Below are 25,778 nucleotides of genomic sequence, written 5' to 3'. Positions count from 1 at the left end.
ACGCTCACTCTCCTTATTCCATTCTCAGTAATTCCTCAAACTTTCTTGCAAAACCTGGTTGGACAACACCAATAACGGTCCGTGATTGGCCCGTTGCCTGACTGAGCTGGCTTTTAGTAAATTCTTGGGAGCAGGGCACATGGTAAGTGTGGCACTTATCAGTGAACTTCTTGCTCGTTGCCTTGCCCGCGTCCTTTGCTAAAAACACAAACTTTGCCTGATTAGTTTGAATATTTTTTAAAACAATTGCTTCTCCACTTACCAGTTGGCGCGCGCGGCGGGCCAGTCCGAGTAAGCTCAGTACCTGCTGATCGTTACTTTTTGCCATCGTTGCCAAATAACTCTTGACGGGCCTGTAAGTGGTCAGTGTACTTGATCAGTTCATCATAAAACTCATCATCTAGTTTAACATGGAAGGCTTTTTCAAAGGTCTTTTCCGCCCTCGCCCGCTTAGCAATCTCTACGTCCACGGCGATGTAGGCGCCACGCCCCGCCTTCTTACCAGTTGGGTCTAGGGAAACCTCATCTTCCTTGTTCTTCACAACCCGGATTAGTTGCCGCTTGGGCATCATTTCCCCCGTGACGATATCCTTGCGCATTGGTACTTTTCTCTTTTTCATTTTTTCACCCTATTGCTCAATTATTCTTCATCGGCTGGTTGGTCGTTTTCATCAACCAGCGGCTGGTCATCAACCAGCGACTGGTCTTCGGCAGTTTCTGCCTGGGCCTGGAGTTCTTCCATTTCCGAAGCTGACTTGATATCAATCTTGTACTTAGTCAACCGGGCTGCTAGGCGCGCATTCTGCCCCCGCTTCCCAATTGCCAAGGAGAGCTGGTCATCTGGAACAACCACCGTGCAGGACCGCTCCTGTTCTTCTTCGCCATCCTCACGTTCAATCGTTACCGGATCGTTAAAGATAACATCCAATACTTCGGCTGGATTAAGGGCGTTCGCGATAAACTTCGCCGGATCCTTAACGTATTCCACGATATCCATGTTTTCGCCATCTAACTCGTTCACAATCGCCTGAACCCGGGAGCCACGAGGACCGACACAGGTGCCGACTGGATCGATATTATCATCGTTGGAGTACACCGCAACCTTAGCCCGGTCGCCAGCCTCCCGCGCGATGTTTTCAATCAGGACCGTCCCGTCCTTGATTTCTGGAACTTCGCGTTCAAAGAGCCGCTTCAGCAGTTCTGGAGCAGTCCGGCTAACGTAAATCTGTGGTCCCCGCCGGTCATCATTAACCTTCGATACATAAACCTGAATCCGGTCATGAACACGGTAATGCTCATTCGGCATCTTATCGCGGAAGCCCATTGCCCCTTCAACACCGTCGCCTAAGTCAACGTAAGTAAACCGCTTATCTTCTCGGGAAACCTCACCGGTGATGATTTCGTTTTCATAGGTCTTGTACTTATCGTAAACGATTCGCCGCTCTTCCTCACGGAGCCGTTGCATAACAACTTGTTTAGCAGTTTGAGCAGCAATCCGCCCAAAATTGCGGGGCGTTACTTCTTCCCGAATCTGATCGTCAACATCATAGCCCTGCCCATGGGGGAGCTTGCGGGCTTCGGCCAAGCTCATGTACTGGTTGCTGTCAGCAGCAACTTTTTCTTCATCGTCAGTAATCGTTTTGACGGCGTAGACCTTAATATTCCCAGTCGTTGCGTTGAACTCAACTTCAACGTTCTTATCACCGTAGTTCTGCTTGTAGGCAGATTCCAGAGCCTGTTCTAAGGCCTCAATGACGACTTCCTTCTTGATCCCCTTTTCTTTTTCCAAGTAGTCTAGGGCGCCAATCATTTCGCTGTTGACTTTTGACTTGCTCACTTCGAACACTCCTTTTAATTAAAACTTGATTGCTAACCGTGCTTTGGCCACCTTGCTCCGGTCAATTACCACTTGCCGGTGCCGGGTCTTATCCATAAAGTCCAAGGTCATTTCCTTATCGGATAGCTCCATTAAGGTCCCTTCATAGACTTTCTTGCCAGCAATTTGTTGGTACAGGGAAACGTGGATATAGTGGTTAACCGCCCGCTGGTAGTCAGCTTCATTTTTGAGTGGCCGCTCAGCGCCGGGTGACGAAACTTCCAGGAAATAGGCCTGCGGAATCGGGTCGGGTTCAACGCTATCCAGGGCCTCGCTTAGCTGATCGCTTACGGTTGCACAATCATCAAGCGTGATTCCACCATCCTTGTCGATGTATACCCGAAGATACCAACTCTTGCCCTCTTTCACAAATTCAATGTCGTATAAGTAAAAATGGTGCTCATCAAGAATCGGGGTTACTAAATCCGTAACGGTCTCAGTAACTGTACTCATCCTTCTCACCTCCATATTATTTGCAATAAAAAGAGCGAGCATTGCTGCTCACTCCAACGAGTTATTTACCATAGTTATTGTATCATGACCGGCCATGAAGTACAAGTCAGTCACTTTTCTTTTTCCCCTGTTTAAGGCTGCAAGAAACTGAGCATGCCGTTTATCCGCTTCCTCGTCCCGTTGAATGAAGAAGTAGGCTGCCGCAGTCAGGAGGGCAACAAAGGTCCCCAGCAGCAGTGTTTCAGTGGTAAAGTTGGTAACCATGTAACATGATACCAACAATGCAAAGGCGGGGATTAAATACCGCCCTGGCAGCTTAAAGCCGTGAGTTGGATACTCATTGCTGTGCGTAAACTTGACAACCGCCAAAATCGATGGCACATACTGAATAAAGGAGGCTAACACCGTACATGATACCAAGAATAAGTAGCTTTGATTAGAAAAGGCAATTGACAGTGCTGCCGTCAATAGGATTCCGACCCATGGCGCATCGTGCTTGTTCTTCTTCCCAAAGGCCTTGGGCAGCATCCCGTGTTCATTTGTTAGGGAAGCTACCAGCGATGGTGTATTAAACGAAGCGCTGAAGGCCACCCCAAAGATGCTGACCAGCATTCCGACAATAATCAGCGAGTAGCCCCACTTCCCAATTGCGGTACCAAACGCATTCGCTAGCGGAGTCGAATACCCAGCTAAGTGGTGACCAGAAATACCAATCGCCACTAGCATCATTAACGCGTCTAAGATAGTAACACTAACCATCACTGCCACCAAGACCCGGGGAATATTCTTCTCTGGGTTCTTCATCTGTTTAGCGGCAATCGGCAGGAATGAAAAGCCGGTAAACAGGTAGAAAATCGGCGTGAAGGCCGCCCCAAAGTGTTTCAGAAAAGGACCAGCCCCCGTCAGGGCCGCAGCCGGAATTACCGGTGAATAATTAGCGCCATGGACGAAGAAGACCCCCACGATAATAAAAACCAGCAGGGTCAAAATCTTAACAGCGGCGGATAAATTATTGACTGCCTTAACGAGACTGCGGCCGAAGAAGTTAATTACCGCAAACAGGATAATCAACCCAAAGGCAGCGGCATAGTACACCAGGCGATTATCAAATACTGGCAGGAAACTCTTCATGGTCGTCAGCAGAGCAACGATTTCGGCGGAAAGAGTACAGCAGCCGAGGAACCAGGTAAAGATTCCTAACTCATAGCCGGTAAAACGGCCAAAAGCATGGTAGGAATATAACCAGGCAGCACCCAAACCGGTAAACCGGCTGGCTAGGTCCGCATAGCATAGCGCAATCAGCGAAACCGTCAGGGCAGTACACAATAACACCAGAACGGCCGAGAGGTTCATATAACGATAGATGACGGAAGGCAAGAGGAAAGTTCCTGAACCAATTACCCCATTAATGCCCAGAAAATAGATTGAAATAAATGAGAGCTTTTTGGGCTTTGTATTATTAGAAATAATAATAACCCCTAAATCTTATAATTATTTTAATTGTAGCACTCTTATCCCCAACAAACGGGGTTATTTCTACGATGTTGCAAATTTATAATTCGTGCTGGTAGCTGACTGTACTCCGCCCGTTTAATGAACGGACCAGCAGCTGGTCAGGAATCTGGTCCTCTAATTCTGTAACGTGGCTGATAATGCCGATCATCCGGTGACCCTCTAGTTCTTGTAATGCCTGCAAAGCATCAGCAAGCGCTTGCTGATCCAGCGAGCCAAAGCCCTCGTCGATAAAAAGAGCATCGATACTGATGCCGCCACTCTGCTCCTGAATGATTTGACAGAGGGCGAGGGCCAAGGCTAACGAGGCCATAAAGCTCTCTCCGCCAGAGAGTGTCCGGGCACTCCTAGTCTTGCCTGCATTGTCGTCATAAACGTTGACCTCAAGCCCACTCCACTTGGCCCCCGCACCGTGACTTTCGGTAGCTAATTCAAACTGGTAGCGGCCATTGGTCAGCCGTGCCAGTTGAACATTTGCAGCTTCCAGGACGTCCTGGAAATAGGCCTGGAGCACGTAGCGCTCTAAGCTGAGATGGTTCTCCGTGTTGCCGGCAATCACATCTGTCAGTGTCTGCAACTGGTTTACCTGCTCATCGGCTTTATCTGTCTGGGCCAACAGTTTAACTACCTTCTGCTGGTTGTCTTGAAGTGCAGTTAGCCGACTTTTTAGCTGACCAATTGATTGTTGCTGGTCAGCCGCTTGCTGCTGGGCTGCTGCAAGCTGGGCCCGCCGTGCCGTTAAGTCGGGTGTTGGCTGATCAGCAACCAAGTCCCGCAGGTGTTCTTGCTGGACTTGGTTGTCACGAAGCTGGTCGTGAAAGTCCTTGACTTGCTGGCGCAGTTTGGGCAGCTGGACTAAGTGCTCCGCTGATTCTTGCCAGAAGGCCCAGCCAAGCTGCGAATCACGCTCTGCTAATCGTCCTACTAAGTCAGCACGGCGTTGGACCTGGGTCTGTCTCAATTCGCTAGCGTCGTGCTTAAACTGTCCTGCCCGACTCTGGGCAGCTGCCAAATCCTGCCGGACATTCTGGAGCTGGCCTTGAATTCTTTTTTCCTGCTGTTCGAACTCGGCAACCCGCGTTTGCCACTTGCTTAACTGTTTCTGGGCAGCTTGTTCCGTTGCCAGGTCGGCTGGTAGCTGGCCCCGTTTTTCCTGCAGGACGGTCTGCTTCCTAATGAGCTCCTGCTGGGTAGCTGCTAATTCAGTAGTCAGCTGTTGAATAGCTGGCTGATCAGCGGCTATCTTCTGACGAAGCTCCGTTGCCTGCTGCTGCCATTCTTGAACCGCCCCCTCTAGCTTCCGCAGGTCATGGTCAGCTGTCGTCAGTTGCTGCTGGCGGTCAGCAATCAGCTGCTGCCAACCGGCGGGCAAACTATCCGCGGACAGCAGCTGGGCTACCGTAGCCTGACTAGCCGTTAGCTGCTGGTCCAATTTCTTCACTTGTTGGCGTGCCGTCGCCAGTTGTTCCTGATAGTGCACAACTGTCTGTTGCTGTTTTTGGGCAGCTTTGGTAGCCGTCTCGACGTCCTCTTCAGTAACCAGTGTTCCCGTATCCTCAGCGGGCACTGCCAAGTGCGGGTGATCTAACGAGCCGCAAACCGGACAGGGAGTCCCCGGCTTGAGCTTCCTTGCAAGCCGCGCAATTTGCTGGCGTGCAAAACGATCGTCCAAGTCAGTTAACGTTGCAGTTGCCTCCTTCGCCGCCTCCGTGCTCCGGGTAAGACTGGCTGCTAGCTCCTGCTGGCGTTCTTGTTGCCGGTCACGCTCCAGGAGCAACTGGTCAAGCCGCTCACCCTCCGCTGCCAGTTTTTCCTGCTGGCTTAGCTGCTTTGTAAGGTCCAGTCGACGTTGCGCTAAATCCTTATGGGCAGTCAACTGCTGATCCAGTTCTTTCAACTGGTCCTGTTTAACTGCCAATAATTGTTGCCTATTCTCCTGCTTTTGCCGTTGCTGCTGGTAGTCTGTTGTCGCCTGAGAAAGCTCAGCTGCCAGACGATCAGCTTCCGCAAATAATGGCAACTGACGCTGCAACGTCAGGCAACGTTCGTGAAGCTGGTCAATTTCAGGCTGCTGTCCTTGAACCGCTTCTTCTTCGCCTTGTAGTTGCCCTTGCTGGTCAGTTAGGTCAGCGAGGAGGTCGGTAGCCTGCTGGTAGCCCTGATCAAGTTTGGCAAGTTGGTTTTGACCATCGTGCCACCGTTGGTAGTCCGTTTGGTGTTCCTGGAACCATTCCAAGTCGGCAACCCGTTTTTCAACAGTCGTGAGTTCCGCCCTGCGGCTAGCTAATTGGGTAGCCGCTTTTTTCAGCTGGGCCAAGGCTGCCAGGTTGGCCGCTAGCTCCTTCTCCGTGTGTAAACGATCAGTAAGGTCCTTGATAACTCCTTGCTGCCGACGTTCCTGGGCATTTTTTACTGCCAATTCTTCATTTAATTCCGTGACCCGCCCCTTAACACGGTGGAGCCATTCGGTTGTATTGACTCCGGCATCAATGTCAGGAACATTTTCTTTAAGCGACTGGAGTTTAGTTTGTTGAACTTCTATCCCCTTTTTACGTTGACTTAGCTTTTCCCGCAGAGCCTGAGTCCACCGCGCATAGCGACCGGTATTGAACAAATCCCGCAGGAGGCGTTCCTTGGTATTGCTATCCGAATCTAAAAACTGGCGAAATTTCCCCTGCGGTAGTAAGACAATCTGCTTAAACTGGTCCCGTGTCAGGTTTAGCAAGTCACCGATGAAGGTATCGGCTTCCTTGATTTTAGTGATCTCTTGCGGCTGATTACCAGTGAGTGGATAACGCAGGCTGACCGCCTGGTTATGCTCAACAAGGTTACCGCGACGTCCTTTCAGAACCTGCTTGGGCCGTCGCATAATTTGGTAATCCTTTCCCTGGTGGGTAAAGGTAAACGTGACCCGGGTCTCCTGGTCGGCAGGGGCAAAATCTGACCGCAACGCTGCCGCTGACCGGTCACGATCGCTGGTCGTTTGACCAAAAAGGGCATAGCACATGGCATCAAAGATGGTTGTTTTGCCGGCCCCAGTGTTCCCCGCCACCAAAAATAACGACTGGTCAGGAAACTGGGTAAAATCTACTGTTTCGTGCTCGTAGGGGCCAAAGTACTGTAATTCTAACTTTAATGGACGCATTACTGTTCCTCCTTAGTGGCCTCGGTGAGGGCTTCCTCCGCCCATCGATACTGCGCCGGACTTAACTTGCCTCCTAAAGTCTGGGAATAAAAATCAGCCAGCAAGTCCAACGGTGATTCTGTCACCCGATGCTTTTGAGGGTTCAGTGCCAATTGCTGAGCCTGGTGGGTGCGATGGAGACTAACGATTTTAGGAAAAACTGTCCGCAACTTATTCAACACATCAGGAATCCGCTCCCAGTCTGTTAACTCAATGTCGTAGAAATCCGTTGCCGGATAGCCCTTAGCATTAGCCATCAGTTCCTTAAAGCTGGCCTTTAAGAGCGTAATATCATGAAGCGGCTCCAGGGGAAGCCACTGAACTGCAAACGGGTCCGTATCAACCAACCAGACTCCCTTTTCTTGTCGCGCCTCTGAAACCGAGAACTTCAATGGCGAACCACTATACTTAATGCGCTCTTCGTTCAAGGCATTTCGGTTATGGAGGTGTCCCAACGCCACGTAATCAAACGGTGCTAACAGGGAAGTCGCCACAGCACTCAGGCCGCCAACTTCAATCAGCGTTTCGGAATCAGCAGTGCGCTGACTGCCCGCGGCAAAGAAGTGCGCTACCAGGACATGGTGCTTATCGGCTAAAAAAGCCTTCTGCATTTCTGCCACAATTCTCTCCATTGCGTCATTGACGGTTTTAATGCGCTCATCATGAAAGTAGTTCCGCACGGCCTGAATGCCAAAAAACGGCAGCAGGAAAAACTGGGTATCCTTAATAGTCACCGGGGTAAAAGCGCTTGCCAGGTCCGTGTTCAAATAAAATGAGCTGCGGGCAAACCAGTCAGCTCCCGTGCTAAGGCGGGTGGCCGAGTCATGGTTGCCACTGATTGCCAGCACTGGGAAGTGGTCTGTTAAATTAAGGCGCCGTAGCATCCCATTCAACTCCTTCACAGCTGCCTCACTGGGGATACTCCGGTCGTAAAGATCCCCCGCCACCACAACTGCATCTACCTGCTCTTGCTGAGCGATTTGTTCGATTTGGGCAAACACTGCCTGCTGGTCTTCCAACAAACTGAATTCATTCAAAGTCTTGCCAATATGCCAATCAGCAGTATGTAAAAAGCGCATTGTATCCTCCTCTTTGCGGGTGAACTTCCCCGCTCATCCAAAACATACGTTCGTATTGATGATACTATAATTAATCCTGGAACTCAATCCTTTTAAAATAATAAGGGTCAGCGCTAGCCTATTTAAGCTGCCAGCTACTGCGTTGTAGCATTTTATTACCTTTAAAATAGCAAAGAGGCTGGAGTGGTTCCCAGCCTCTCATTTTTGCCCCTTTGTTGCCCCATAACGAGGGCAGCAAGGCAGCTATAATTATTTTCGTATTTTAACCCAAGTCAGAAAACAGGTCGAGCTGATTGCTATCCGGTAATTGGTCAATAACATGGTTCTCCGTCATAAAATCGATGAGCGTCTGGGAAACCTTTCCCCGGTCAGCCAGCTCTTCCTTTGAAAGGAATGGCCGCTCTTCCCGCGCCGCCACAATTTGCTTTGCCACGCTCAGACCCAAACCAGGAATTGCACGGAATGGTGCAATCAAAGAATCGCCGTCAATCAGCCAGTTTGACGCGTCGGACCGTTCCAGGTCGACCATCTTAAACTTAAAGCCCCGCTCCAGCATCTCGTTCGCCAGTTCAAGGATCGTTAACAGACTCTTCTCCTTAGCACTGGCATCGTTGCCTTTATTGCTAATTTCCGCCATCCGCGCTTTGACTGCCTCTTTCCCGTGAGCCATGGCAACAATATCAAAGTCGTCAGCCCGGACAGAAAAGAAGGCGCAGTAGTAAACCAGCGGGAAATAAACCTTAAAGTAGGCAATCCGCAGGGCCATTAAAACATAAGCGGCCGCGTGCGCCCGCGGGAACATGTACTTAATCTTCAAACATGAATCCAGGTACCACTGCGGCACCCCGACCTTTAGCATCTTGCTTTGCCATTCATCAGGGATCCCCCGGCCCTTTCGAACATGTTCCATCACCTGGAAAGAAGTTTCCGAGTCCAGGCCGTAGTGGATCAAGTCGGTCATAATGTTATCACGACAACCGATTACGTTGGCAATCGTCGCGGTCCCCTCCTTAATCAGCTCCTGGGCGTTATCCAGCCACACCCCGGTCCCGTGGGAAAGACCGGAAATCTGCAACAGTTGGGAGTAGTTCTTCGGGTGGGTGTCATCCAACATCCCCCGGACAAAGCGGGTCCCGAATTCAGGCAAGCCAAGGGTCCCAGTCTTACTCTGAATCTGCTCCTCGGTTACCCCCAAAATCTTCGGGCTCGAGAAGAGGGCCATCACGCCCGGATCATTCATTGGAATCGTCTTCGGATCAATCCCGGAAAGGTCTTGCAGGGCCCGAATCATCGTCGGGTCATCGTGGCCCAGGATATCCATCTTCAAGATGTTATCGTGAATCGAGTGGAAATCGAAGTGGGTCGTTTCCCAGGCCGCATTTTGGTCATCGGCCGGGTATTGAACCGGGGTGAAATCGTAAATATCCATATCATCGGGCACAATAATAATCCCCGCCGGGTGCTGACCGGTCGTCCGTTTGACCCCAGTTGCGCCCTGGGAGAGACGGTCCTCCTCAGCTCCCCGGAACTGAACATCGTTATCCCGCTCGAAAGCCTTAACATAACCATAGGCAGTCTTATCGGCAACCGTTCCAATCGTCCCGGCCCGGAAAACGTTCTCCTCGCCGAACAATACCTTCATGTAGTTGTGGGCGATTGGCTGGTAGTCTCCGGAGAAGTTCAAATCGATATCCGGCACCTTGTTTCCTTTGAATCCCAAGAAGGTTTGGAAAGGAATATCGTGACCGTCCTTCACCAGCAGGGTCCCACACTTCGGGCACTTCTTCTCTGGCAAGTCAAAGCCGGAGCTGTATTCCCCTTTCGTGTAGAAGTGGGCAAACTGGCACTTCGGACAGCGGTAGTGCGGTGGCAGCGGGTTAACCTCGGTAATCCCCGACAAGGTTGCAACCACACTCGAACCAACTGATCCCCGGGACCCAACCAGGTACCCGTCCTTATTGGACTTGGCTACCAGTCGCTGGGCAATCAGGTAAATAACCGAGAACCCGTTCTTAACGATACTGTTTAGCTCCAGTTCCACCCGGTCCTTGACAATCTTAGGCAACGGGTTACCGTACCAGGCCTTGGCAGTATTCCATGTCCGGTCTTGAATTTCCTGCTCAGCACCCTTCATGTGCGGCGTGTACAGCTTGTCCTTGACCGGCCGAATATCGTCAGCAATCATATCCGCAATCGCATGGCTATTATCGACCACCACCTGCTTAGCGGTGTCTTCACCGAGAAAGCTAAATTCCTCCAACATCTCATCAGTCGTGCGGAAGTGGACGTCTGGCCGCCTCGTCCGGTTAAGCGGGTTGGCACCCCCCTGTGAATTAATTAAAATTCGCCGGTAAATCCCATCATGCGGGTTGATGTAGTGAACATCCCCCGTCGCAACGACCGGCTTCTTGAGCTCCGTTCCCAACTTAACCATATTTTGCAGGATGTCGTCAAGGTGATCACGATCCGCAATCACGTGTGTTTCCAGCAGCGGGGCATAGTTGGGCCGGGGCTGAATTTCGATATAGTCATAGTAACGCGCCTTCTTGAGCGCCTCCGGATACCCCTTTTCCATCATTGCGGTAAAGACTTCGCCAGAGGAACAGGCTGTCCCCAGAAGAAGGCCTTCCCGGTACTTGGTCAGCACCGTCCGGGGGATCCGTGGAACCCGGTGGAAGTAGCGGACGTTGGACAGGGAAACCAGTTTAAAGAGGTTCTTCAAACCCGCCTGCGTCTGTGCAAGCAGGGTCACGTGGAACGGCCGGGCGTGCTTATAAGCATCGTTTTCCGCCATGTGCTGGTTCAGGTCATCAACGTAGCGAATTTCATACCGCTTCTCGGCATCCTTGAGGAACTTGTAAAGGAGGTGCCCAGTCGCCTCAGCATCATAATTGGCACGGTGGTGGTGCTCAAGGGCCACCTTGAATTTCTTACTCAGGGTATTTAAGCGGTAACCACGCATATTGGGATATAGGAAGCGCGCCAGTGGCAAAGTGTCAATCACGGGCTCGGTAATCTCCTCCATCTGGTGACGCCGGTAACCGGTATTCATAAAGCCCATATCAAAAGAAACGTTATGCCCGGCAATGATCGTCCCCTGGCAAAAGTCCTTAAACATCTTAAAGACTTCTTCTTCGGTCTTCGAACCCCGGACCATCTCATCAGTAATGCTGGTCAAGTTGGTCGTCTGTTCGGAGAGCGGGAAACCAGGATCAATAAACTCATCAAAGCGTGCCAGGACTTCACCGTTCTTCATCTTGACCGCGGACAGCTCGATTACCTTGTCGTAAATTGCGGATAGACCGGTCGTTTCCACGTCAAAGATGACGTAAGTATTATCCTTGAGCTGGGCATGGTTTTCGTTGTAAACCAGTGGGACCCCATCATCAACCACGTTGGCTTCCATCCCGTAAATCATCTTGAGCTTGAACTTCTTCCCCGCCTTATAGGCTTCCGGGAAGGCCTGGACGTTACCATGATCCGTTACCGCGATTGCCGGTTGGCCCCACTTGCTGGCCTGCTTAGCAATTTCCGTGATGGAATTGGTGGCATCCATCTGACTCATCTCTGTGTGGGTGTGCAGTTCAATCCGCTTTTCATCAGCCGGTGCCTGGTCCTGACGTTCCTGGTGGCTCACCTGGTTGATATCATAGGCATTGATCACCAGGTCGTGCATCCAGGTATCTTCCTGGACCGGCCCTCGGACTTTAAGCCACATCCCCGGTTTAATATTTGCAAACTGGGCTTCCTCATCACTGTTCCGGGAGAATTTCTTAACTGCAAATGATGAGGTGTAGTCAGTGATTTCAAAGGTCAGTAGCTGGCGGCCCGACCGGAGTTCACGAACCTCAGTGTTAAAGACATAGCCTTCGACCACTACCGACCGTTCTTCCCCCTGAATATCCTTCATCTGAACAACATCAAGTTTATCATTGATAACCCGGCCGAGTTGTGCCGGACCATCTGCTGGCTGAACAGCTGCTTTTTGCTTGTGGGTCGCGTTTTTCTTTTTAATTTGCGCCATTGCCTTGGCCGCCAGCACAGCATCCGCAGCCTCGTGCTTTTCCCGCAGCTCCTTAATCTTTGCCTGGGAGGCCGACTGGTCGACAAAGGGGTGAATTTTAAAGCGGGGGAAGCCCAGCTGCTGGTAACCCGCCTCGATTGCCGATAGCGACTGCTGCGTTAACCGCTCCTTAATGATCTCGTTCTCGACCACGATGGTCACCCGACCGTCGCGGACTTCCGGCACCGTCTCTAGGCAGGCCTGCCGTAACATTGGTGAATCCACAGCGCCATGCTGGATAACGTACTCCCAATAATCGGCCACCAGTTTAGGGTCGACCTCAGTCGTGGGACTGCTAATTTGCAGGTCGACTTCGGCAATGTCTTTAAAGCCAACCCGGACCGCCTGGTAAAGTTCCTTGAACAGGTTGAGGGATAGCGGCCGCCGCAAGATGAGGTGGAATTCCCAACGACGGCTATTCTTGTGAACAACCACTGACTGGACGGCTGCCCCCTTGAACGCCGGGTTGCCCTTTTCCGGAAAGTGGACCTGCTCCAGTAATTTTTCAAATAACTCTTGTCGATTTAGCGCCACTACTCTTCGCTCCTCCTAGCTAAAAAATGTGGTGCGTTCGATTTTTAGTGTTCGCACCACATTTTTATTAATCGTTGCTCGTTTGCTTATCTAGCTGCTTCAATAAGATTCCAACCGTATTAACCAGCTCTTCCTGCTTGACTTCAAGGGTTTCACCGGTCTTACGGATTTTAACTTCGACAATGCCGTCAGCGGCCTTCTTACCAATCGTGACTCGCAGCGGAATCCCAATCAGGTCAGAGTCAGCAAATTTAACCCCGGCCCGTTCCTTCCGGTCATCAACCAGGACTTCGTAGCCAGCCGCAGTCAGTTGCTGCTCCAACTCGTTTGCCATGGTCATCTGCTCATCCTTCTTTGCATTTACCGGAATGACGTGAACATCAAACGGTGCAATGCTGTCTGGCCATACCAACCCGTTTTCGTCGGCATTTTGTTCGGCCACCGCAGAAAGCATCCGGGTAACCCCGATTCCATAACAGCCCATAATCATGTCCACGAGGCGGCCGTTTTTATCCAGCACCTGCGCGCCGAGCTTCTTGGAATAGCCAGTCCCCAGCTTAAAGATATGACCAATTTCAATTCCGTTGGTGAACTTGATTGGGTAGCCGTCTGGAGCAATTTCGCCTTCCTGAACGTTACGGAAGTCACTGAACTCGTCTACCCGGAAATCGCGGTCAATGTTGGCATTAACGTAGTGGTGACCATCATCATTGGCGCCACAGGCCATGTTGACTAGCACCTTAACGTAGTTGTCAGCTAAAATCTTGACGTCTTCGCCGACCCCGACAGGCCCCAGGGACCCAGGGTGGGCACCGAGGTACTTAACAGCGTCCTCTTCAGAAGCCAGTTCCAATTCGTCACAGTCAAGGGCATTCTCGACCTTTGTTTCGTTAACCTCGTCGTTACCGCGCATCAGGACCATTACTGGTTGGTAATCATCCTCACCCATCTTAGCCATGTAGAGCATTGACTTAATCATCTGTCCCTGGTCAACCCCCAGGCTTGCACAGGCTTCGTCGACGGTGTGGGCACCCGGCGTGGCTTTCTTTTCCAGTTCCTTTGGTTCAGCCGTCTGCTGGACAGCATCAAACTTGGATGTTGCCTTTTCCAGGTTCGCCGCATAGCCGCCATCGGTGTAGACAATCACGTCCTCACCAATTTCAGCCGGTGCGGAGAACTCCTGCGAGTTGTCCCCACCGATTGTCCCGGAATCAGCTAAGATTACCTTGTAACTTAGCCCGGCCCGGTCAAAAATATTACGGTAGGCTTGAGCTTGCGCCTGGTAGGCCTCGTCTAGTCCCTCTTCGTCGGCGGCAAAGGAGTAAGCATCCAGCATGGAGAACTCTTTGCCCCGGAGGACCCCATACCGTGGCCGCGGTTCGTTCCGAAACTTATCGGTAATTTGGTAAACGACCAGCGGCAACTTCTTATAGGACTTAACACTATCGCGGAGGATTTCAGTCATTGCTTCCTCATCGGTTGGTCCTAAAATATATTCTCGGTCGTTGTGGTCCTTAAACTTGTAGAGGGTATCACCATAAGCCTCATACCGCCCGGTCTGCTTCCAAAGGTCAGCCGGCAGCATTGACGGTGTTTCCATCTGAAAGGCCCCCGCCTTTTCCATCTCTTCGTGCATGATCTGGTGGATTTTCCGGATGACCCGGTAAGCCAGTGGCAGGTAGGCCCAAACACCGGCCGAAATTTGGTAAATGTAGCCGGCCCGTTCCATCATAATGTGACTGAGCGCTTCCGCATCACTTGGATTTTCCTTTTTAGTAGGAATCAACAATTTTGACTGCTTCATAATGCTTCTCCTTTACTAGCTACCGAATGAAATACCGTTGGATATCGTTCCAAGTAACTAAAATCATCAATACTAATAGTATCATAAAACCAAGCATCGTCACAATTCCTTCAGCCTTTTCCGGAATTGGCCGCCTGATTACTGCTTCGATAATATTTAACAGCAGCTTCCCACCGTCTAGTGCCGGAATCGGCAGCAGGTTAACGATCCCCAGGTTGATCGACAGGAGCGCCAAGAAGTTCAAAACACCATTAACTCCCAGCGCGGTTGCCTGTGAAGTTCCCGCATAAATAGCAACCGGACCGCCTAAATCATTCAGGCTAAAACCATGGGTAAACATGTGACCGAGGACCGCAAAAATTAGCGTGCCGGCCTGAATGAATTGCTGCCAGCCGAACATGAGCCGGGCCCGAATGCCCTTCTCCTGTTGTTCGAGGATTCCAATCTGACCCACCGTTTCTTTCCCCTGCTTAACTGCCTGCGGACGCACGGTGGTCGTCTTTGTTTCCCCCTTATGGGTGTATGTCAACTTTACCTGTTGGTTCGGTTTGCTAGAAAGGTTAGTCGCTAGTTCGGCCCAGTTAGCAACTTTCGTACTGTTAACTTTAGTGATCCGATCCCCCGCGACTAGCCCGGCCTTCGCCGCAACAGAGCCTGCATTGACCTTGCCGATTTGGTTGCTGTTAGTGGGTACCCCCGTAAGGGTAAAGCCCAGGATAATAAATACCAGCAACGACAAGATAAAGTTATTCATCGGCCCCGCAAAATTCGTCATCATCCGCGCAGGCAGGCTGGCAGAGCGAAACTGCACATCCCGCGGTGCGATTTGCACAACGGTCCCATTATGTTCAACCACCATCGCATCATGATTCACCGGGTAGGTCTTCAGTTCACTTTCATCACCGTTAACATAGCCCTTCACCCAGAGCCCATCCACCAGGTCACTAGCAACCAGCTGCATCGGGATGCCCTGGAAAAGCGTCGCCTTGGAGCTAGCGTTAATCGTAACTACCTGATCGTCCTGGTTTAACTGCAGGGTTAACGGGGTCCCCGGCCGCAATTCATCCTCGTCTTCGTCATCACTGCCGGCTAGGCGGACATAGCCACCCACGGGTAATAGCCGCACGGTATACGTTGTTCCATTCTTGCGGGTCCACCAAATCTTCGGCCCCATCCCGATAGAAAACTCCCGTACTAGGATCCCCGCACGCTTAGCAAAATAGTAGTGTCCATATTCGTGTACCAGGACCAGAATCCCAAATACTAGAATAAAGGTAATAATTGTGACTATCACTGAATCCCTTCCTTAGCTATTAAATAATCCCTGCTAAGTGCAACATCGGCATCACAATCAGCATACTATCAAAACGATCCAAGATTCCCCCGTGGCCCGGAAGAATCTTACCCGAATCCTTAACGCCGTAGTAGCGTTTCAGCGAAGACTCAATCAGGTCTCCTAACTGGCCCATGATTGAAAGAATCAGGGTCAGTATAATCATCGTGATAAAACCATCGCCCACCGGGAAGAAGTAGAGGTAGACCGCTAGAATAATTGTTGCGGCCACCGTTCCACCAACAGAACCTTCCCAGCTCTTATTAGGGCTGATTCGCGGGGCCAGCTTATTCTTGCCGATTTTACGGCCAATCAGGTAAGCACCACTGTCAGTCAGCCAAACAATCAGCATTCCGTATAACAGGGTCTGGAAGTTAACTGCCCGGGCAACAACAAAGTAGTGGAAGCCCATCCCAACATATAACATTGCCAGGGTCAACACCCCAGCGTCGTCAAAGGTAAAGCGCTGCTTGCGAATTACAGTGTGCAGCAGTAAGAGGACCACTAAGACATAGAAGCCGAACCACCGGGTTGCCACACTAGGGAGAAAGTCCAGCCAACTGTCTGGCAGGATTAGCAGCGCCACCCCCAGATAACTGATAATGGCCTCAAAGGAAATCAAAAACATCTTTTTCATGACTAATACTTCAGAAATTGCAACAATTCCCAAAGCAAGTGCAGCAATCGTCAGTGGCCAGCCGCCGTAGACAATCAGTGGAATAAAAATTGCCAGGGCAATTACTGCAGTAATAATTCTCGTTTTCACGTTACCACCCGCTCCTATTCATTTTTTAAACCACCGAACCGCCGGTGGCGTCCCTGAAATTCTATAATTGCCCGCTTTAACGACTCCGCGTCAAAGTCCGGCCAGTGTTCGGGGACGAATTCTAATTCACTATACGCCAGTTGCCAAAGAAGAAAATTACTGATTCGCTCTTCACCACTCGTCCGAATCAATAAATCCGGGTCAGCGAATTCACCAAGCGGTGCCGTCATTAAGTGCTGACTAACCAGTTCCTCATCAATTGCCTCTGGGGAAATGGTTCCCGCCTGAACGGCAGCAGCCACCTCCTGAACGGCACGGGTAATTTCATCTCGGCTGCCGTAATTAAGGGCAAAGTTCAACACCATTCCGTCACAATTAGCCGTATCCGCAACCGCATCGTTAACCGCTTGCTGCGTCTTGGCCGGGAGGCGCTGAATGTCTCCCATCACCATTACCCGCACATTATTCTTCACCAGGTCAGGCACGAAGGTCGAGAAGAAGCGGATTGGTAACTGCATGAGGTAGTTAACCTCACTTGAGGGCCGCTTCCAATTTTCGGTCGAAAAGGCATAGAGGGTGAGCACCTTCACCCCCAAATTACTGGCCGCAATCGTAATTGTTTTCACGGTCTGCATTCCCTGCTTGTGGCCCGCAACCCGTGGCAAGTGGCGTTTTTGCGCCCACCGGCCATTGCCGTCCATAATGATGGCGATATGGTGAGGAATGCGCTCCATATCAATCGCCATGTTTTCACTAACGGGATCCTTTTTTGCGAACAATCTTTTTTCCTCCATCTATTAGCGTGTCTTTGCCATTCAAAAATAAACGCTAATTTATTATAAAGCTCCTACGAATAAAATACAATTTGAAAGAGGGCGGGACAGAACAAGCCTGACTAGTTCGTCGTCCCACCTCCATCGACGCGCAGCTAGTCTATTGGGGAGTGGTCAAGCCCTGTTTTATCAGTGTTCGACCCGCCAATTGGCTACCACGCTGGTGCATTTTCAGCTTTAAAATAGCTAAGAGGCTGAGTTAGTCCTCGGCCTCCACAACTAATTACGTTATTGCAATAGTTCTTTTTCCTTCGCCGCAGCGATGTCTTCCAAATTCTTGATCCCAGCATCGGTTTCGTTTTGAACCTGCTTTTCCAGATCATGGAATTCATCATCGTTGAAATCGCCGTTCTTGTTCCCTTTCTTGAGGTCATCCATGGCTTCACGACGAACGTTGCGGATAGCAACCTTGGCCTTTTCTAATTCCGCCTTTACGTCCTTGACCAGTTCCTTTCGCCGGTCTTCCGTCAATTGCGGAATAATCAGCCGAATTGCACTACCGTCGTTCTGCGGTGTCAAGCCGAGGTTCGAAGCGTAAATTGATTTTTCAATTTCTTCCAGAATGCTCTCGTCATATGGCGTAATCAGCAATTGACGTGCTTCCGGAATCGTAATCGACGCCACTTGGTTTAACGGTGTCGGTGCTCCGTAGTATTCGACCTTCACTGAGTTCAGTAGGCTGGCATTGGCCTGCCCGGCCCGAATATCCGCCAGGCTCCGCTGTAACGCGTCACCCGACTTCTTCATCTTCTGTTTTGCATCGTTTAAGATTTCTTTGCTTGATGCCATTGTTAATCCCCCTCAATTGTTGTTCCGACTTGCTCGCCAGTAACAACCTTCATAATGTTACCAGCAGTGTTCAAATTAAAGACCACGATTGGAATGTGGTTGTCCATGGATAATGAACTGGCAGTTGTGTCCATCACATGGAGGCCCTTTTCGATCAGGTCCATATGGGTCAATTCGTCAAATTTAACGGCACTGCTATCCTGGTTGGGATCCGCGGAGTAAACTCCGTCGACCCCGTTTTTACCCATCAAAATTGCGTCGGCGTTAATTTCCGCAGCCCGCAATGCCGCCGTGGTATCAGTGGAGAAGTATGGGCTCCCCGTTCCACCAGCAAAAATCACAATCCGGTCCTTTTCAAGGTGGCGGATTGCCTTCCGCCGGATATATGGTTCAGCAATCTGCCGCATCTCAATTGAAGTTTGAACCCGGGTTGGCACCCCGATTGATTCCAGGGCATCCTGCAAGGACAGGGCATTCATAATCGTCGCCAGCATCCCGATATAATCGGCCTGGGCGCGTTCCATCCCCAGCTGTTCGCCAGTAACGCCCCGCCACATATTACCGCCACCGACAACGATTGCAATCTGAACTCCCTTGTCATGAACGGCCTTTAGCTCCTTTGCAACATCCTGTAAAACCGGCGGGTTAATCCCGAAGCCCTTTTCACCGGCCAGGGCCTCCCCACTCAGCTTTAGGATAACTCGTTGATACTTAATCTCTGCCATCGTGATCCTCCTTAACAGACCTTGTAAAAAAGGACGCACTCACCAGTACGTCCTTTCGTAGCCAACCGAACGCTTAGTTCATTTGGTCCTTAACTTCTTGTGCAAAGTCGTCTTGCTTCTTTTCGATTCCCTCGCCGACTTCGTAACGAATGAAGGACTTCAGCTTCCCGCCGTTATCCTTAACGTATTCAGCAACGGTCTTGTCGGAATCCTTAACGAACTCTTGGTCAGCAAGGCAGATTTGGGATAAGAACTTGTTCAACCGACCTTCAACAATCTTGTCGACGATCTTAGCTGGCTTACCTTCGTTGAGCGTTTCTTCCTTGAAGATTGCCCGTTCGTGGTCCAAACGGTCTTGGGAAACGTCATCACGGGTCATGAATTCAGGGTTAATAGCGGCAACGTGCATTGCAACGTCCTTGGCGGTTGCTTCGTCAGCACCTTCCAGAACAACCAGGGCAGCAATTTGACCACCTTGGTGCAGGTATGCACCGAAGCTGTCGCCGTCATCCTTTTCTACAACGGCAAACCGGCGCAGACTAACCTTTTCACCAGTCTTTTGGGTAGTAGCGATGATGTCATCGTTCAAAGTCCCGTTGTCAGTCTTGATGGCCAGAGCTTCTTCAACGTTAGCTGGCTTGTTTTCACTGATTAATTCAGTAACCTTCTTCAAGAGGTCCTTGAAGGGATCACTAGCCGCAACGAAGTCCGTTTCGGAGTTCAATTCAACGATGGCTGCAGTATTACCATTAACGGCAATTTCTGCTAACCCTTCGGCAGCAACCCGGTCGCTCTTCTTGGCAGCCTTGGCGATTCCCTTTTCACGAAGGTAATCCATGGCCTTGTCCATGTCACCATCGCTGGCAACTAAGGCCTTCTTAGCATCCATAATGCCGGCACCGGACTTCTTACGTAATTGCATAACTTGAGCAGCTTTGATTTCAGCCATTACTAACTCTCTCCTTTAATTTTAAGATCTTTGCTAAAAAAGGGCTGTTTGTACTTAGGGCCACAATGGTCCATAACACAAAACAGCCCAAGTATTAATCGGTTATATTACTTGCCTTCAACACTGTTCTTCAGGTTCTTCAATGAATCTTCACTAACAGTTTCTTCTTCGGCGTTTTCGTCGGCAGCAGCTTCTGCTTGTTGAGCATCATCTTGACCCTGCTTACCTTCGACAATTGCATCTGCCATCTTGGAAGTGATCAGACGAACGGCACGGATAGCGTCATCGTTTGAAGGGATAACGTAGTCAATGTCGTCTGGGTCGGTGTTGGTGTCAACCATTGCAACGATTGGAATGTGCAGCTTTTGAGCTTCCTTAACCGCAATTTGTTCCTTGTGAGGGTCAACGATGAACAGAACATCCGGGATCCGTGGCATGTCTTCGATCCCACCGAGGAACCGTTCCAACTTTTCGCGTTGCTTAGTTAAAACAGCAACTTCCTTCTTAGGAAGGACATCGAAAGTCCCGTCTTCAGCCATCTTCTTCAATTCCTTCAGACGAGCAATCCGGGATTGGATTGTCTTCCAGTTGGTCAGGGTACCACCTAACCAACGGTGGTTAACGTAGTATTGACCAGCACGAGTGGCTTCTTCTTCGATTGAGTCTTGAGCTTGCTTCTTGGTACCAACAAAGAGAACCACACCGCCATCAGCAGCAACATTCTTCATGTAGTCGTAAGCAGTATCAATCAGCTTAACAGTCTTCTGTAAGTCGATGATGTAGATACCGTTACGTTCAGTGAAGATGTATTCTTCCATCTTTGGGTTCCAACGACGAGTCTGGTGACCGAAGTGAACACCAGCTTCAAGCAATTGCTTCATAGTAACAACAGACATTAGTGTTATACCTCCAAAATGTTTTTTCCTCCCCGGGCGTCAGCTAAGTGCGGAACCTGACAAAAGTTAGGCACATCCCCACTTATCGGCACGGGTGTGTTATATGTTATTAAACACCGAATAATAGTATACAAAAAAGCCCCGTACTTGACAAGTCTTTCAGCCACTAATCAGTTAAATTTCCGTGACCGCACGAAGGAAGCCAGGTTGACCCCGTGGTGCGACAGGTAAAGCAGTTTCTTTTGCCGGGACTGGTGTTTGAAGTGGTATTCTGCACTGAGTGCGTCGTGCTTGCTACTAAAGCGCTCGCTATAAACCAGCCGCAACGGGTGGCGGGATTTGACCTTCGTATACTTGGCTCCTCGAAACTCCTGGTGGGCAGCAAATCGGCGGGCTACATTATCGGTAAAGCCACAATAAAGGCTGTCATCGGCGCAGTAGAGAACGTAGATATAGTAATCTTTACTCTTCTCCATACAACAGCTTCCTCACTTCCGACTGGTAATTTCCTGCCGCATCGTTGACCGTCAATGGTGGGACAACCTTCAAGCCCCCAGCCTTGCCGTCCTTAATAACTTCAATCAGCACCATGTTAGCCTCCCGCCCTGGCTTAGGATAAATTAAACGGAGACGTTTCGGCACCAGCCGGTTTTGCTGGAGGACCGTTAAAATTTCCGTTAGCCGGTCCGGCCGGTGAACCAGGTAACCGTGGCCGTTCATTTTTAGCAGGCCGCTCATCTGCCGGGCAACGGTCACCAAGTTGGTTTTAAGTTCGTGTCGGGCAATTGCCAAGTACTGGTTGGGATTCTTCTGGCTCTTTGCGGTCACCGGAAAATACGGCGGGTTACACAGCACCACATCGGCGGAGTCCTTCGGAATTACAGAAAAAACATCCGCAATATCCAGGTTGAGAACCTGGTACCGCTCCGCCAGGCCGTTTAATTCGATGCTCCGGCGAGCCATATCCGCAATCCGCGGTTGCAGTTCCACTTCGGTAAACTGCCCGCCCAACTTATCATGTAAAAACAAGCCAATTGCTGCGTTGCCGGCACAGAGGTCAACCGTCCGCAGCCGTTGCCGTTGGTTGGGGCGAACAAAGTCAGCGAGCAGGACCGCGTCCAGTGAAAAGGCAAAGCAGCTCGGGCTCTGAATTAACCGCACATCATTACTGTATAGCTGATCGATTCGCTCATCGTCTTTCAATAGGTTAGCCTGGTTTTTCATGACACTTTTCGCCCTCCACTTGCATGTTGCGTTATTTTTCGTCATACTTTACAAAGAAATTAAAAAGATTGGAAGAAATCGCTATGCTTTACACCGTCTTAGTAAAAATCGTTAGCCCATTTTTAACCCTCATTAACGGGCGGGCTAAAATATACAACCGAGAAAACCTTCCGGAAGGAAATTACATCATCGTCGCCCCACACCGGACCTGGATGGACCCGATCCTCATCGCAATCGCAGTTTGGCCCAAGAAGTTCAGCTTCATGGCCAAAAAAGAGCTCTTTAAGAATCCGCTAGCGGCCAAGTTCCTGCGGGCGCTCAATGCCTATCCGGTAGACCGAAAACACCCGGGCCCATCAGCCATCAAGCAACCGGTCAAGCTGTTGCGTCAGTCGGACCTCTCGACCATCATTTTCCCGAGCGGCTCCCGCTATTCAGCGAAGCTCAAGGGTGGGGCGACCCTGATTGCCAAGTTGGCAAACGTCCCGCTCGTGCCGGCTGTCTACCAGGGACCACTCTCGTTCGGTAAGCTCTTTACCCGGCAACCCCGGCAGATTGCATTTGGTAAGCCAATCGTCGTCGACCGCAAGACCAAGCTGGACGAAAAGTATCAAGCCCAGCTAGAAGCGCAAATGCAAGCCGCGTTCGACCAGCTCGATCAGCAAATCAACCCGGATTTCAAATACGTCATGCCCCCCAAGCCAAAGAACGACGACTTCTAACCCCATATATAATAGCGCAGTATACAAACGGCCTCCAACGCTCGGCAAAGTCGAACGCTGGAGGCCTGCTTTTAGTTATGGGACAGGTCAAAATTACTTAGTGTTAGCTTTTTTAGCCTGGGCCTTCATCGATTGCATCATTTGGTGCAACTTCCGGCTGGATGGTTTCTGACCCATTTGGAGCATCATCGTCCGCAGCATTTCCTCAGAAATCGGTGGATTGTTGCGAAGGTAATTTTCCATGTACTTACGAGCACCAAAGAAGCCGACCAGCAGACCGACTAATAGGGCTAAAATGGCCCATACAATTGTTGTCGCCACGAGTATTTCCCCCTTTGCATAGTTACTTGTTCATATTACACGAATGTTAATAAATTGAAAAGAGCTAATCCAATTTAATCATCACGCAGGCCCTTTTTACGTTGAACTTCCCGGACTTTTTCCGGAGTAACTTCATTGCCCTCTTTATCATAGATACGCATCATTTCAATGTTACTACGCATCATTTCCCGGAAGTTTTTAATGTATTCCCGGCGAAGACGCTCACGTTCACGTGTTTCCGCCTCGGTTAACCCTTCTTTTTTATTTTTGTGAGCCAGTTCATTGATCCGTTTCAATAACTTTTCTTGTTCTGCGGATTCAGCCATAATTTTTACCCTCCAATCGTAATTCAGTTAAATGAAAATTATCCAGCAACCTGGTCGGCTTTAACATGGGGTGAAATCCCCCTGGTTTAAAAATAACAGTGTTGCAGCGCAAACTCGCAGCCAGGTTGCCCAAAATAGACTTGCTGCATGTCGCAACCATTCTTGCAAAGGCAGCTACGACGAACTAAACAGGCTGGTTCTAGCACACTCTCATTTTAAGTTAATGTCAAAGTTTGTCAATTGCGAACGTGTGTTTGAAGTTCGGCACAAACTATGATATTCTTTATTATAATACTATTTTTAATGAGGTGTTGGCATAATGAAGCCAGTAAAAAATAAACAATTAGCGGTCCTCAATTATATTCACAAAGCAGTGACCGAACACGGCTACCCACCGACCGTGCGTGAAATTTGCAGTGCGGTCGGTCTTTCGTCCACGTCGACGGTTCATGGACACATCAACCGCCTAATCGAGGGCGGTTTCCTCCAAAAAGACCCCTCCAAGCCCCGGGCACTGGAAATTACGCCCAAGGGGTTCGACCTTCTCGGCGTAAAGCCCCTGCAGACAAAGATTCCCTTGCTAGGGGTGGTTACCGCCGGACAGCCAATTCTGGCCGTGGAGGACGCCACCGACTACTTCCCCATCCCACCATCGATTCAGGATAATAACGACCTGTACATGCTGACCATTCGGGGAACCAGTATGATTAAGGCGGGAATCCTTAACGGCGACCAGGTGATCGTCCGGAAACAGTCAACCGCCAAAAACGGTGATATTGTCATTGCCATGAACGAGGACAACGAGGCCACCTGCAAGCGGTTCTTCAAGGAAAAAGACCGCTTCCGTCTCCAACCGGAAAATGATACGATGGACCCCATTTATCTTAAGAATGTTAGAATCCTCGGCCGGGTCGTTGGCCTTTTCCGGGATAACATTTTTTAAACACCTCAAAAGACGGGGGAAAATAGGGAATAACCTCCTTGCCTGACATGAATGACTAGCGTCCGGCGGCAAATTACCTACCTTGACAAAGTCAGCCTGGAGGTTTGCCACGTGACCTTTGTAATTATTGAAAACTAGCACGAGGCTGGTGAGAAAGCAACCTTTTCTCCCAGCCTCATTGTTATTTTTAAAACTAATTTGCAACTAGCCGCTCAGGCAAAAGCAAACGGCTGGGTTTGATTTTCCAACCAAACGCAACCGTTTTATCCCTCTCCTATTTTTTGCTTAGTTAGCCCGATATTGGCGCTGGTGATCCTTTTGCCCGGCCAGCACAAAGGGTGCGGAGTCGCCTTCTGTACTAAAATTAACGTCTTCCGCAGTCATCCCCAGCTGCTGGTTGAAAAGACGCTCATATTCAGCAACAGAAACTTGCTGGCGGTCCCGCAAGGCTGAGCTAAGTGGTAATACATAATCAGCAAAGTCGGGCTGTAAAATTCCAGTAAAGAATTCTCCCTCCGCTCCCGAACCATAACTAAACAGTCCAAGCCGGTCGCCAGCCTGGGCTTCACCGTTTTGGAGGTAGGACATTAAGGCCAGATATAATGAACCGGTGTATAAGTTGCCGACCTGGCGGCAGGCTGCCTGACTGGCTGCTAGTGCCCGGCGAAAGCGCTCAGCAGTTGCATCCGCCCGGTCGCCTAACACTGCCTCTAAGGCCTTCTTGCCCATTTTCGTAAACGGCAGGTGGAAAAGCAATGCGCTAAAGTCAGCAAGCGGACGGCCGGTTAGTTGCTGATACCTAGTTAGGACTTCCCGGAAGCAGTCGATGTAGACACTAGTCGAATACTTCCCGTCAACGAAGGCTTCGGTAGCGTATAGTGGCCGCCAGAAGTCCATAATGTCCTTCGTCAGGCTGACGCTGGTGTCCTCAATTGCCAGGACCCGTGGGTTTTGACTCACTATCATCGCTACCGCACCGGCCCCCTGGGTTACCTCGCCTGGTGTATTTAACCCATAACGGGCAATGTCAGCCGCAATGACCAGCACTTCTTCCTGCGGGTTCAAGGCCACAATTCCCCGTGCAAACTGCAAACCCGCGGTGGCCGAGTAACAGGCTTCCTTTAATTCTACTGTGCGCACGAAGTCCCCTAGTCCCAGCAGCTGCTTTACGTAAATCGCCGCGGCCTTCGAGTTATCAATGCCTGATTCCGTAGCTACAATCACGGTCGAAATGCGTTTGGCGATTGCTGGCGTAAGCAGCTTTTGAGCAGCAGCGGCGGCAAGCGTTACGATATCCTGAGTTGGCGGGACAACCGCTTGCAGGTCCTGGCCAATTCCGATTGTGTACTTGTCAGGGTCAACCTTGCGGGCAGCTGCTAGTTCCCGCAGGTCCATGTACTTATCCGTAGTTGCAAAAGCGAGCTTATCAATTCCAATCTTCATTCC

Annotated in this window: 23 protein-coding genes; 2 read left to right on the top strand and 21 right to left on the bottom strand. The window is 50.3% G+C overall.

Annotated elements, in window-relative coordinates:
- Positions 1 to 13: 13 nt before the first annotated feature.
- From N4599_RS00725 to N4599_RS00640, 18 genes are all read right to left on the bottom strand, one after another.
- Positions 14 to 328 carry a L7Ae/L30e/S12e/Gadd45 family ribosomal protein gene (locus N4599_RS00725; protein WP_003715132.1) on the bottom strand — a complete coding sequence of 105 codons (315 nt, stop codon included), beginning with the start codon at positions 326 to 328 and terminating at the stop codon, positions 14 to 16.
- Positions 315 to 620 carry an RNase P modulator RnpM gene (gene rnpM / locus N4599_RS00720; protein WP_191363511.1) on the bottom strand — a complete coding sequence of 102 codons (306 nt, stop codon included), beginning with the start codon at positions 618 to 620 and terminating at the stop codon, positions 315 to 317. Before rnpM ends, N4599_RS00725 begins: the two co-directional genes overlap by 14 nt.
- 20 nt (positions 621 to 640) lie before the next feature.
- On the bottom strand, positions 641 to 1,837 hold the full coding sequence (gene nusA / locus N4599_RS00715) for a transcription termination factor NusA (protein ID WP_260901025.1): 1,197 nt from the start codon (positions 1,835 to 1,837) through the stop codon (positions 641 to 643).
- A gap of 18 nt (positions 1,838 to 1,855) precedes the next feature.
- Positions 1,856 to 2,329 carry a ribosome maturation factor RimP gene (gene rimP, locus N4599_RS00710; RefSeq protein WP_191363509.1) on the bottom strand — a complete coding sequence of 158 codons (474 nt, stop codon included), beginning with the start codon at positions 2,327 to 2,329 and terminating at the stop codon, positions 1,856 to 1,858.
- Positions 2,330 to 2,377: 48 nt separating this feature from the next.
- On the bottom strand, positions 2,378 to 3,799 hold the full coding sequence (locus N4599_RS00705; protein ID WP_260902434.1) for an APC family permease: 1,422 nt from the start codon (positions 3,797 to 3,799) through the stop codon (positions 2,378 to 2,380).
- Between the two features lie 82 nt (positions 3,800 to 3,881).
- A complete protein-coding gene (locus N4599_RS00700; RefSeq protein ID WP_191363508.1) occupies positions 3,882 to 6,986 on the bottom strand; it encodes an AAA family ATPase in 3,105 nt (1,034 codons plus the stop codon).
- Positions 6,986 to 8,104, bottom strand: coding sequence for an exonuclease SbcCD subunit D (locus N4599_RS00695; protein WP_003711720.1), 1,119 nt, complete (start codon positions 8,102 to 8,104; stop codon positions 6,986 to 6,988). The genes N4599_RS00700 and N4599_RS00695 overlap by 1 nt, the downstream gene beginning before the upstream one ends.
- A 262-nt stretch (positions 8,105 to 8,366) precedes the next feature.
- Positions 8,367 to 12,701 carry a PolC-type DNA polymerase III gene (locus N4599_RS00690; RefSeq protein ID WP_260900996.1) on the bottom strand — a complete coding sequence of 1,445 codons (4,335 nt, stop codon included), beginning with the start codon at positions 12,699 to 12,701 and terminating at the stop codon, positions 8,367 to 8,369.
- Positions 12,702 to 12,768: 67 nt separating this feature from the next.
- Entirely contained in the window at positions 12,769 to 14,505 is a 1,737-nt protein-coding gene (locus tag N4599_RS00685; RefSeq protein WP_062812547.1) for a proline--tRNA ligase, read from the bottom strand.
- 19 nt (positions 14,506 to 14,524) lie between these two features.
- A complete protein-coding gene (rseP, locus tag N4599_RS00680) occupies positions 14,525 to 15,799 on the bottom strand; it encodes an RIP metalloprotease RseP (RefSeq protein ID WP_191363505.1) in 1,275 nt (424 codons plus the stop codon).
- A gap of 19 nt (positions 15,800 to 15,818) precedes the next feature.
- Positions 15,819 to 16,604, bottom strand: a complete 786-nt coding sequence (locus N4599_RS00675) for a phosphatidate cytidylyltransferase (RefSeq protein ID WP_191363504.1) — start codon at positions 16,602 to 16,604, stop codon at positions 15,819 to 15,821.
- Positions 16,605 to 16,618: 14 nt separating this feature from the next.
- The gene (locus N4599_RS00670) at positions 16,619 to 17,398 is read right to left on the bottom strand and encodes an isoprenyl transferase (protein WP_062812546.1); all 780 of its coding nucleotides are present in this window, start codon (positions 17,396 to 17,398) and stop codon (positions 16,619 to 16,621) included.
- Positions 17,399 to 17,665: 267 nt separating this feature from the next.
- Entirely contained in the window at positions 17,666 to 18,226 is a 561-nt protein-coding gene (frr, locus tag N4599_RS00665) for a ribosome recycling factor (RefSeq protein ID WP_062812545.1), read from the bottom strand.
- Between the two features lie 2 nt (positions 18,227 to 18,228).
- The gene (pyrH, locus tag N4599_RS00660; RefSeq protein ID WP_003711736.1) at positions 18,229 to 18,951 is read right to left on the bottom strand and encodes a UMP kinase; all 723 of its coding nucleotides are present in this window, start codon (positions 18,949 to 18,951) and stop codon (positions 18,229 to 18,231) included.
- Between the two features lie 73 nt (positions 18,952 to 19,024).
- Positions 19,025 to 19,900 carry a translation elongation factor Ts gene (gene tsf, locus N4599_RS00655; RefSeq protein ID WP_003711757.1) on the bottom strand — a complete coding sequence of 292 codons (876 nt, stop codon included), beginning with the start codon at positions 19,898 to 19,900 and terminating at the stop codon, positions 19,025 to 19,027.
- A 107-nt stretch (positions 19,901 to 20,007) separates the two neighbouring features.
- On the bottom strand, positions 20,008 to 20,796 hold the full coding sequence (gene rpsB, locus N4599_RS00650; protein ID WP_003711718.1) for a 30S ribosomal protein S2: 789 nt from the start codon (positions 20,794 to 20,796) through the stop codon (positions 20,008 to 20,010).
- A 170-nt stretch (positions 20,797 to 20,966) separates the two neighbouring features.
- Entirely contained in the window at positions 20,967 to 21,272 is a 306-nt protein-coding gene (locus N4599_RS00645) for a GIY-YIG nuclease family protein (protein WP_003711775.1), read from the bottom strand.
- A complete protein-coding gene (locus tag N4599_RS00640; RefSeq protein WP_191363503.1) occupies positions 21,259 to 22,020 on the bottom strand; it encodes a tRNA1(Val) (adenine(37)-N6)-methyltransferase in 762 nt (253 codons plus the stop codon). Before N4599_RS00640 ends, N4599_RS00645 begins: the two co-directional genes overlap by 14 nt.
- Positions 22,021 to 22,103: 83 nt before the next feature.
- Between N4599_RS00640 and N4599_RS00635 the strand changes: the two genes are divergently transcribed.
- Positions 22,104 to 22,742 carry a lysophospholipid acyltransferase family protein gene (locus tag N4599_RS00635; protein WP_260902432.1) on the top strand — a complete coding sequence of 213 codons (639 nt, stop codon included), beginning with the start codon at positions 22,104 to 22,106 and terminating at the stop codon, positions 22,740 to 22,742.
- Positions 22,743 to 22,835: 93 nt separating this feature from the next.
- Here N4599_RS00635 and N4599_RS00630 read toward each other — a convergent pair whose 3' ends face one another.
- Both N4599_RS00630 and N4599_RS00625 read right to left on the bottom strand, forming a co-directional pair.
- Complete coding sequence (locus tag N4599_RS00630; protein ID WP_003711776.1) at positions 22,836 to 23,063, bottom strand: YneF family protein; 228 nt, start codon at positions 23,061 to 23,063, stop codon at positions 22,836 to 22,838.
- Between the two features lie 74 nt (positions 23,064 to 23,137).
- Positions 23,138 to 23,389, bottom strand: a complete 252-nt coding sequence (locus N4599_RS00625) for a DUF896 domain-containing protein (RefSeq protein WP_191363501.1) — start codon at positions 23,387 to 23,389, stop codon at positions 23,138 to 23,140.
- A gap of 319 nt (positions 23,390 to 23,708) precedes the next feature.
- Between N4599_RS00625 and lexA the strand changes: the two genes are divergently transcribed.
- A complete protein-coding gene (gene lexA / locus N4599_RS00620; RefSeq protein ID WP_003711754.1) occupies positions 23,709 to 24,332 on the top strand; it encodes a transcriptional repressor LexA in 624 nt (207 codons plus the stop codon).
- A 285-nt stretch (positions 24,333 to 24,617) separates the two neighbouring features.
- Here lexA and N4599_RS00615 read toward each other — a convergent pair whose 3' ends face one another.
- Complete coding sequence (locus N4599_RS00615) at positions 24,618 to 25,775, bottom strand: hydroxymethylglutaryl-CoA synthase (RefSeq protein ID WP_062812541.1); 1,158 nt, start codon at positions 25,773 to 25,775, stop codon at positions 24,618 to 24,620.
- Positions 25,776 to 25,778: the final 3 nt, after the last annotated feature.

Source organism: Limosilactobacillus oris, assembly GCF_025311495.1.
Lineage (GTDB): Bacteria > Bacillota > Bacilli > Lactobacillales > Lactobacillaceae > Limosilactobacillus > Limosilactobacillus oris_A.
The sequence above is the reverse complement of the archived record's forward strand: the minus strand, read 5'-3'. Positions and strand labels throughout refer to the sequence as shown.

Bases quoted from the DNA above. Each gene is read 5' to 3' on its own strand.
- tsf (WP_003711757.1), bottom strand. From the start codon at position 19,900: ATGGCTGAAATCAAAGCTGCTCAAGTTATGCAATTACGTAAGAAGTCC.
- rpsB (WP_003711718.1), bottom strand. From the start codon at position 20,796: ATGTCTGTTGTTACTATGAAGCAATTGCTTGAAGCTGGTGTTCACTTC.
- lexA (WP_003711754.1), top strand. From the start codon at position 23,709: ATGAAGCCAGTAAAAAATAAACAATTAGCGGTCCTCAATTATATTCAC.
- N4599_RS00640 (WP_191363503.1), bottom strand. From the start codon at position 22,020: ATGAAAAACCAGGCTAACCTATTGAAAGACGATGAGCGAATCGATCAG.
- N4599_RS00615 (WP_062812541.1), bottom strand. From the start codon at position 25,775: ATGAAGATTGGAATTGATAAGCTCGCTTTTGCAACTACGGATAAGTAC.
- rnpM (WP_191363511.1), bottom strand. From the start codon at position 620: ATGAAAAAGAGAAAAGTACCAATGCGCAAGGATATCGTCACGGGGGAA.
- N4599_RS00625 (WP_191363501.1), bottom strand. From the start codon at position 23,389: ATGGCTGAATCCGCAGAACAAGAAAAGTTATTGAAACGGATCAATGAA.
- N4599_RS00645 (WP_003711775.1), bottom strand. From the start codon at position 21,272: ATGGAGAAGAGTAAAGATTACTATATCTACGTTCTCTACTGCGCCGAT.
- N4599_RS00635 (WP_260902432.1), top strand. From the start codon at position 22,104: ATGCTTTACACCGTCTTAGTAAAAATCGTTAGCCCATTTTTAACCCTC.
- N4599_RS00695 (WP_003711720.1), bottom strand. From the start codon at position 8,104: ATGCGCTTTTTACATACTGCTGATTGGCATATTGGCAAGACTTTGAAT.
- N4599_RS00670 (WP_062812546.1), bottom strand. From the start codon at position 17,398: ATGGAGGAAAAAAGATTGTTCGCAAAAAAGGATCCCGTTAGTGAAAAC.
- rimP (WP_191363509.1), bottom strand. From the start codon at position 2,329: ATGAGTACAGTTACTGAGACCGTTACGGATTTAGTAACCCCGATTCTT.
- frr (WP_062812545.1), bottom strand. From the start codon at position 18,226: ATGGCATCAAGCAAAGAAATCTTAAACGATGCAAAACAGAAGATGAAG.
- N4599_RS00725 (WP_003715132.1), bottom strand. From the start codon at position 328: ATGGCAAAAAGTAACGATCAGCAGGTACTGAGCTTACTCGGACTGGCC.
- pyrH (WP_003711736.1), bottom strand. From the start codon at position 18,951: ATGGCAGAGATTAAGTATCAACGAGTTATCCTAAAGCTGAGTGGGGAG.
- N4599_RS00685 (WP_062812547.1), bottom strand. From the start codon at position 14,505: ATGAAGCAGTCAAAATTGTTGATTCCTACTAAAAAGGAAAATCCAAGT.
- N4599_RS00700 (WP_191363508.1), bottom strand. From the start codon at position 6,986: ATGCGTCCATTAAAGTTAGAATTACAGTACTTTGGCCCCTACGAGCAC.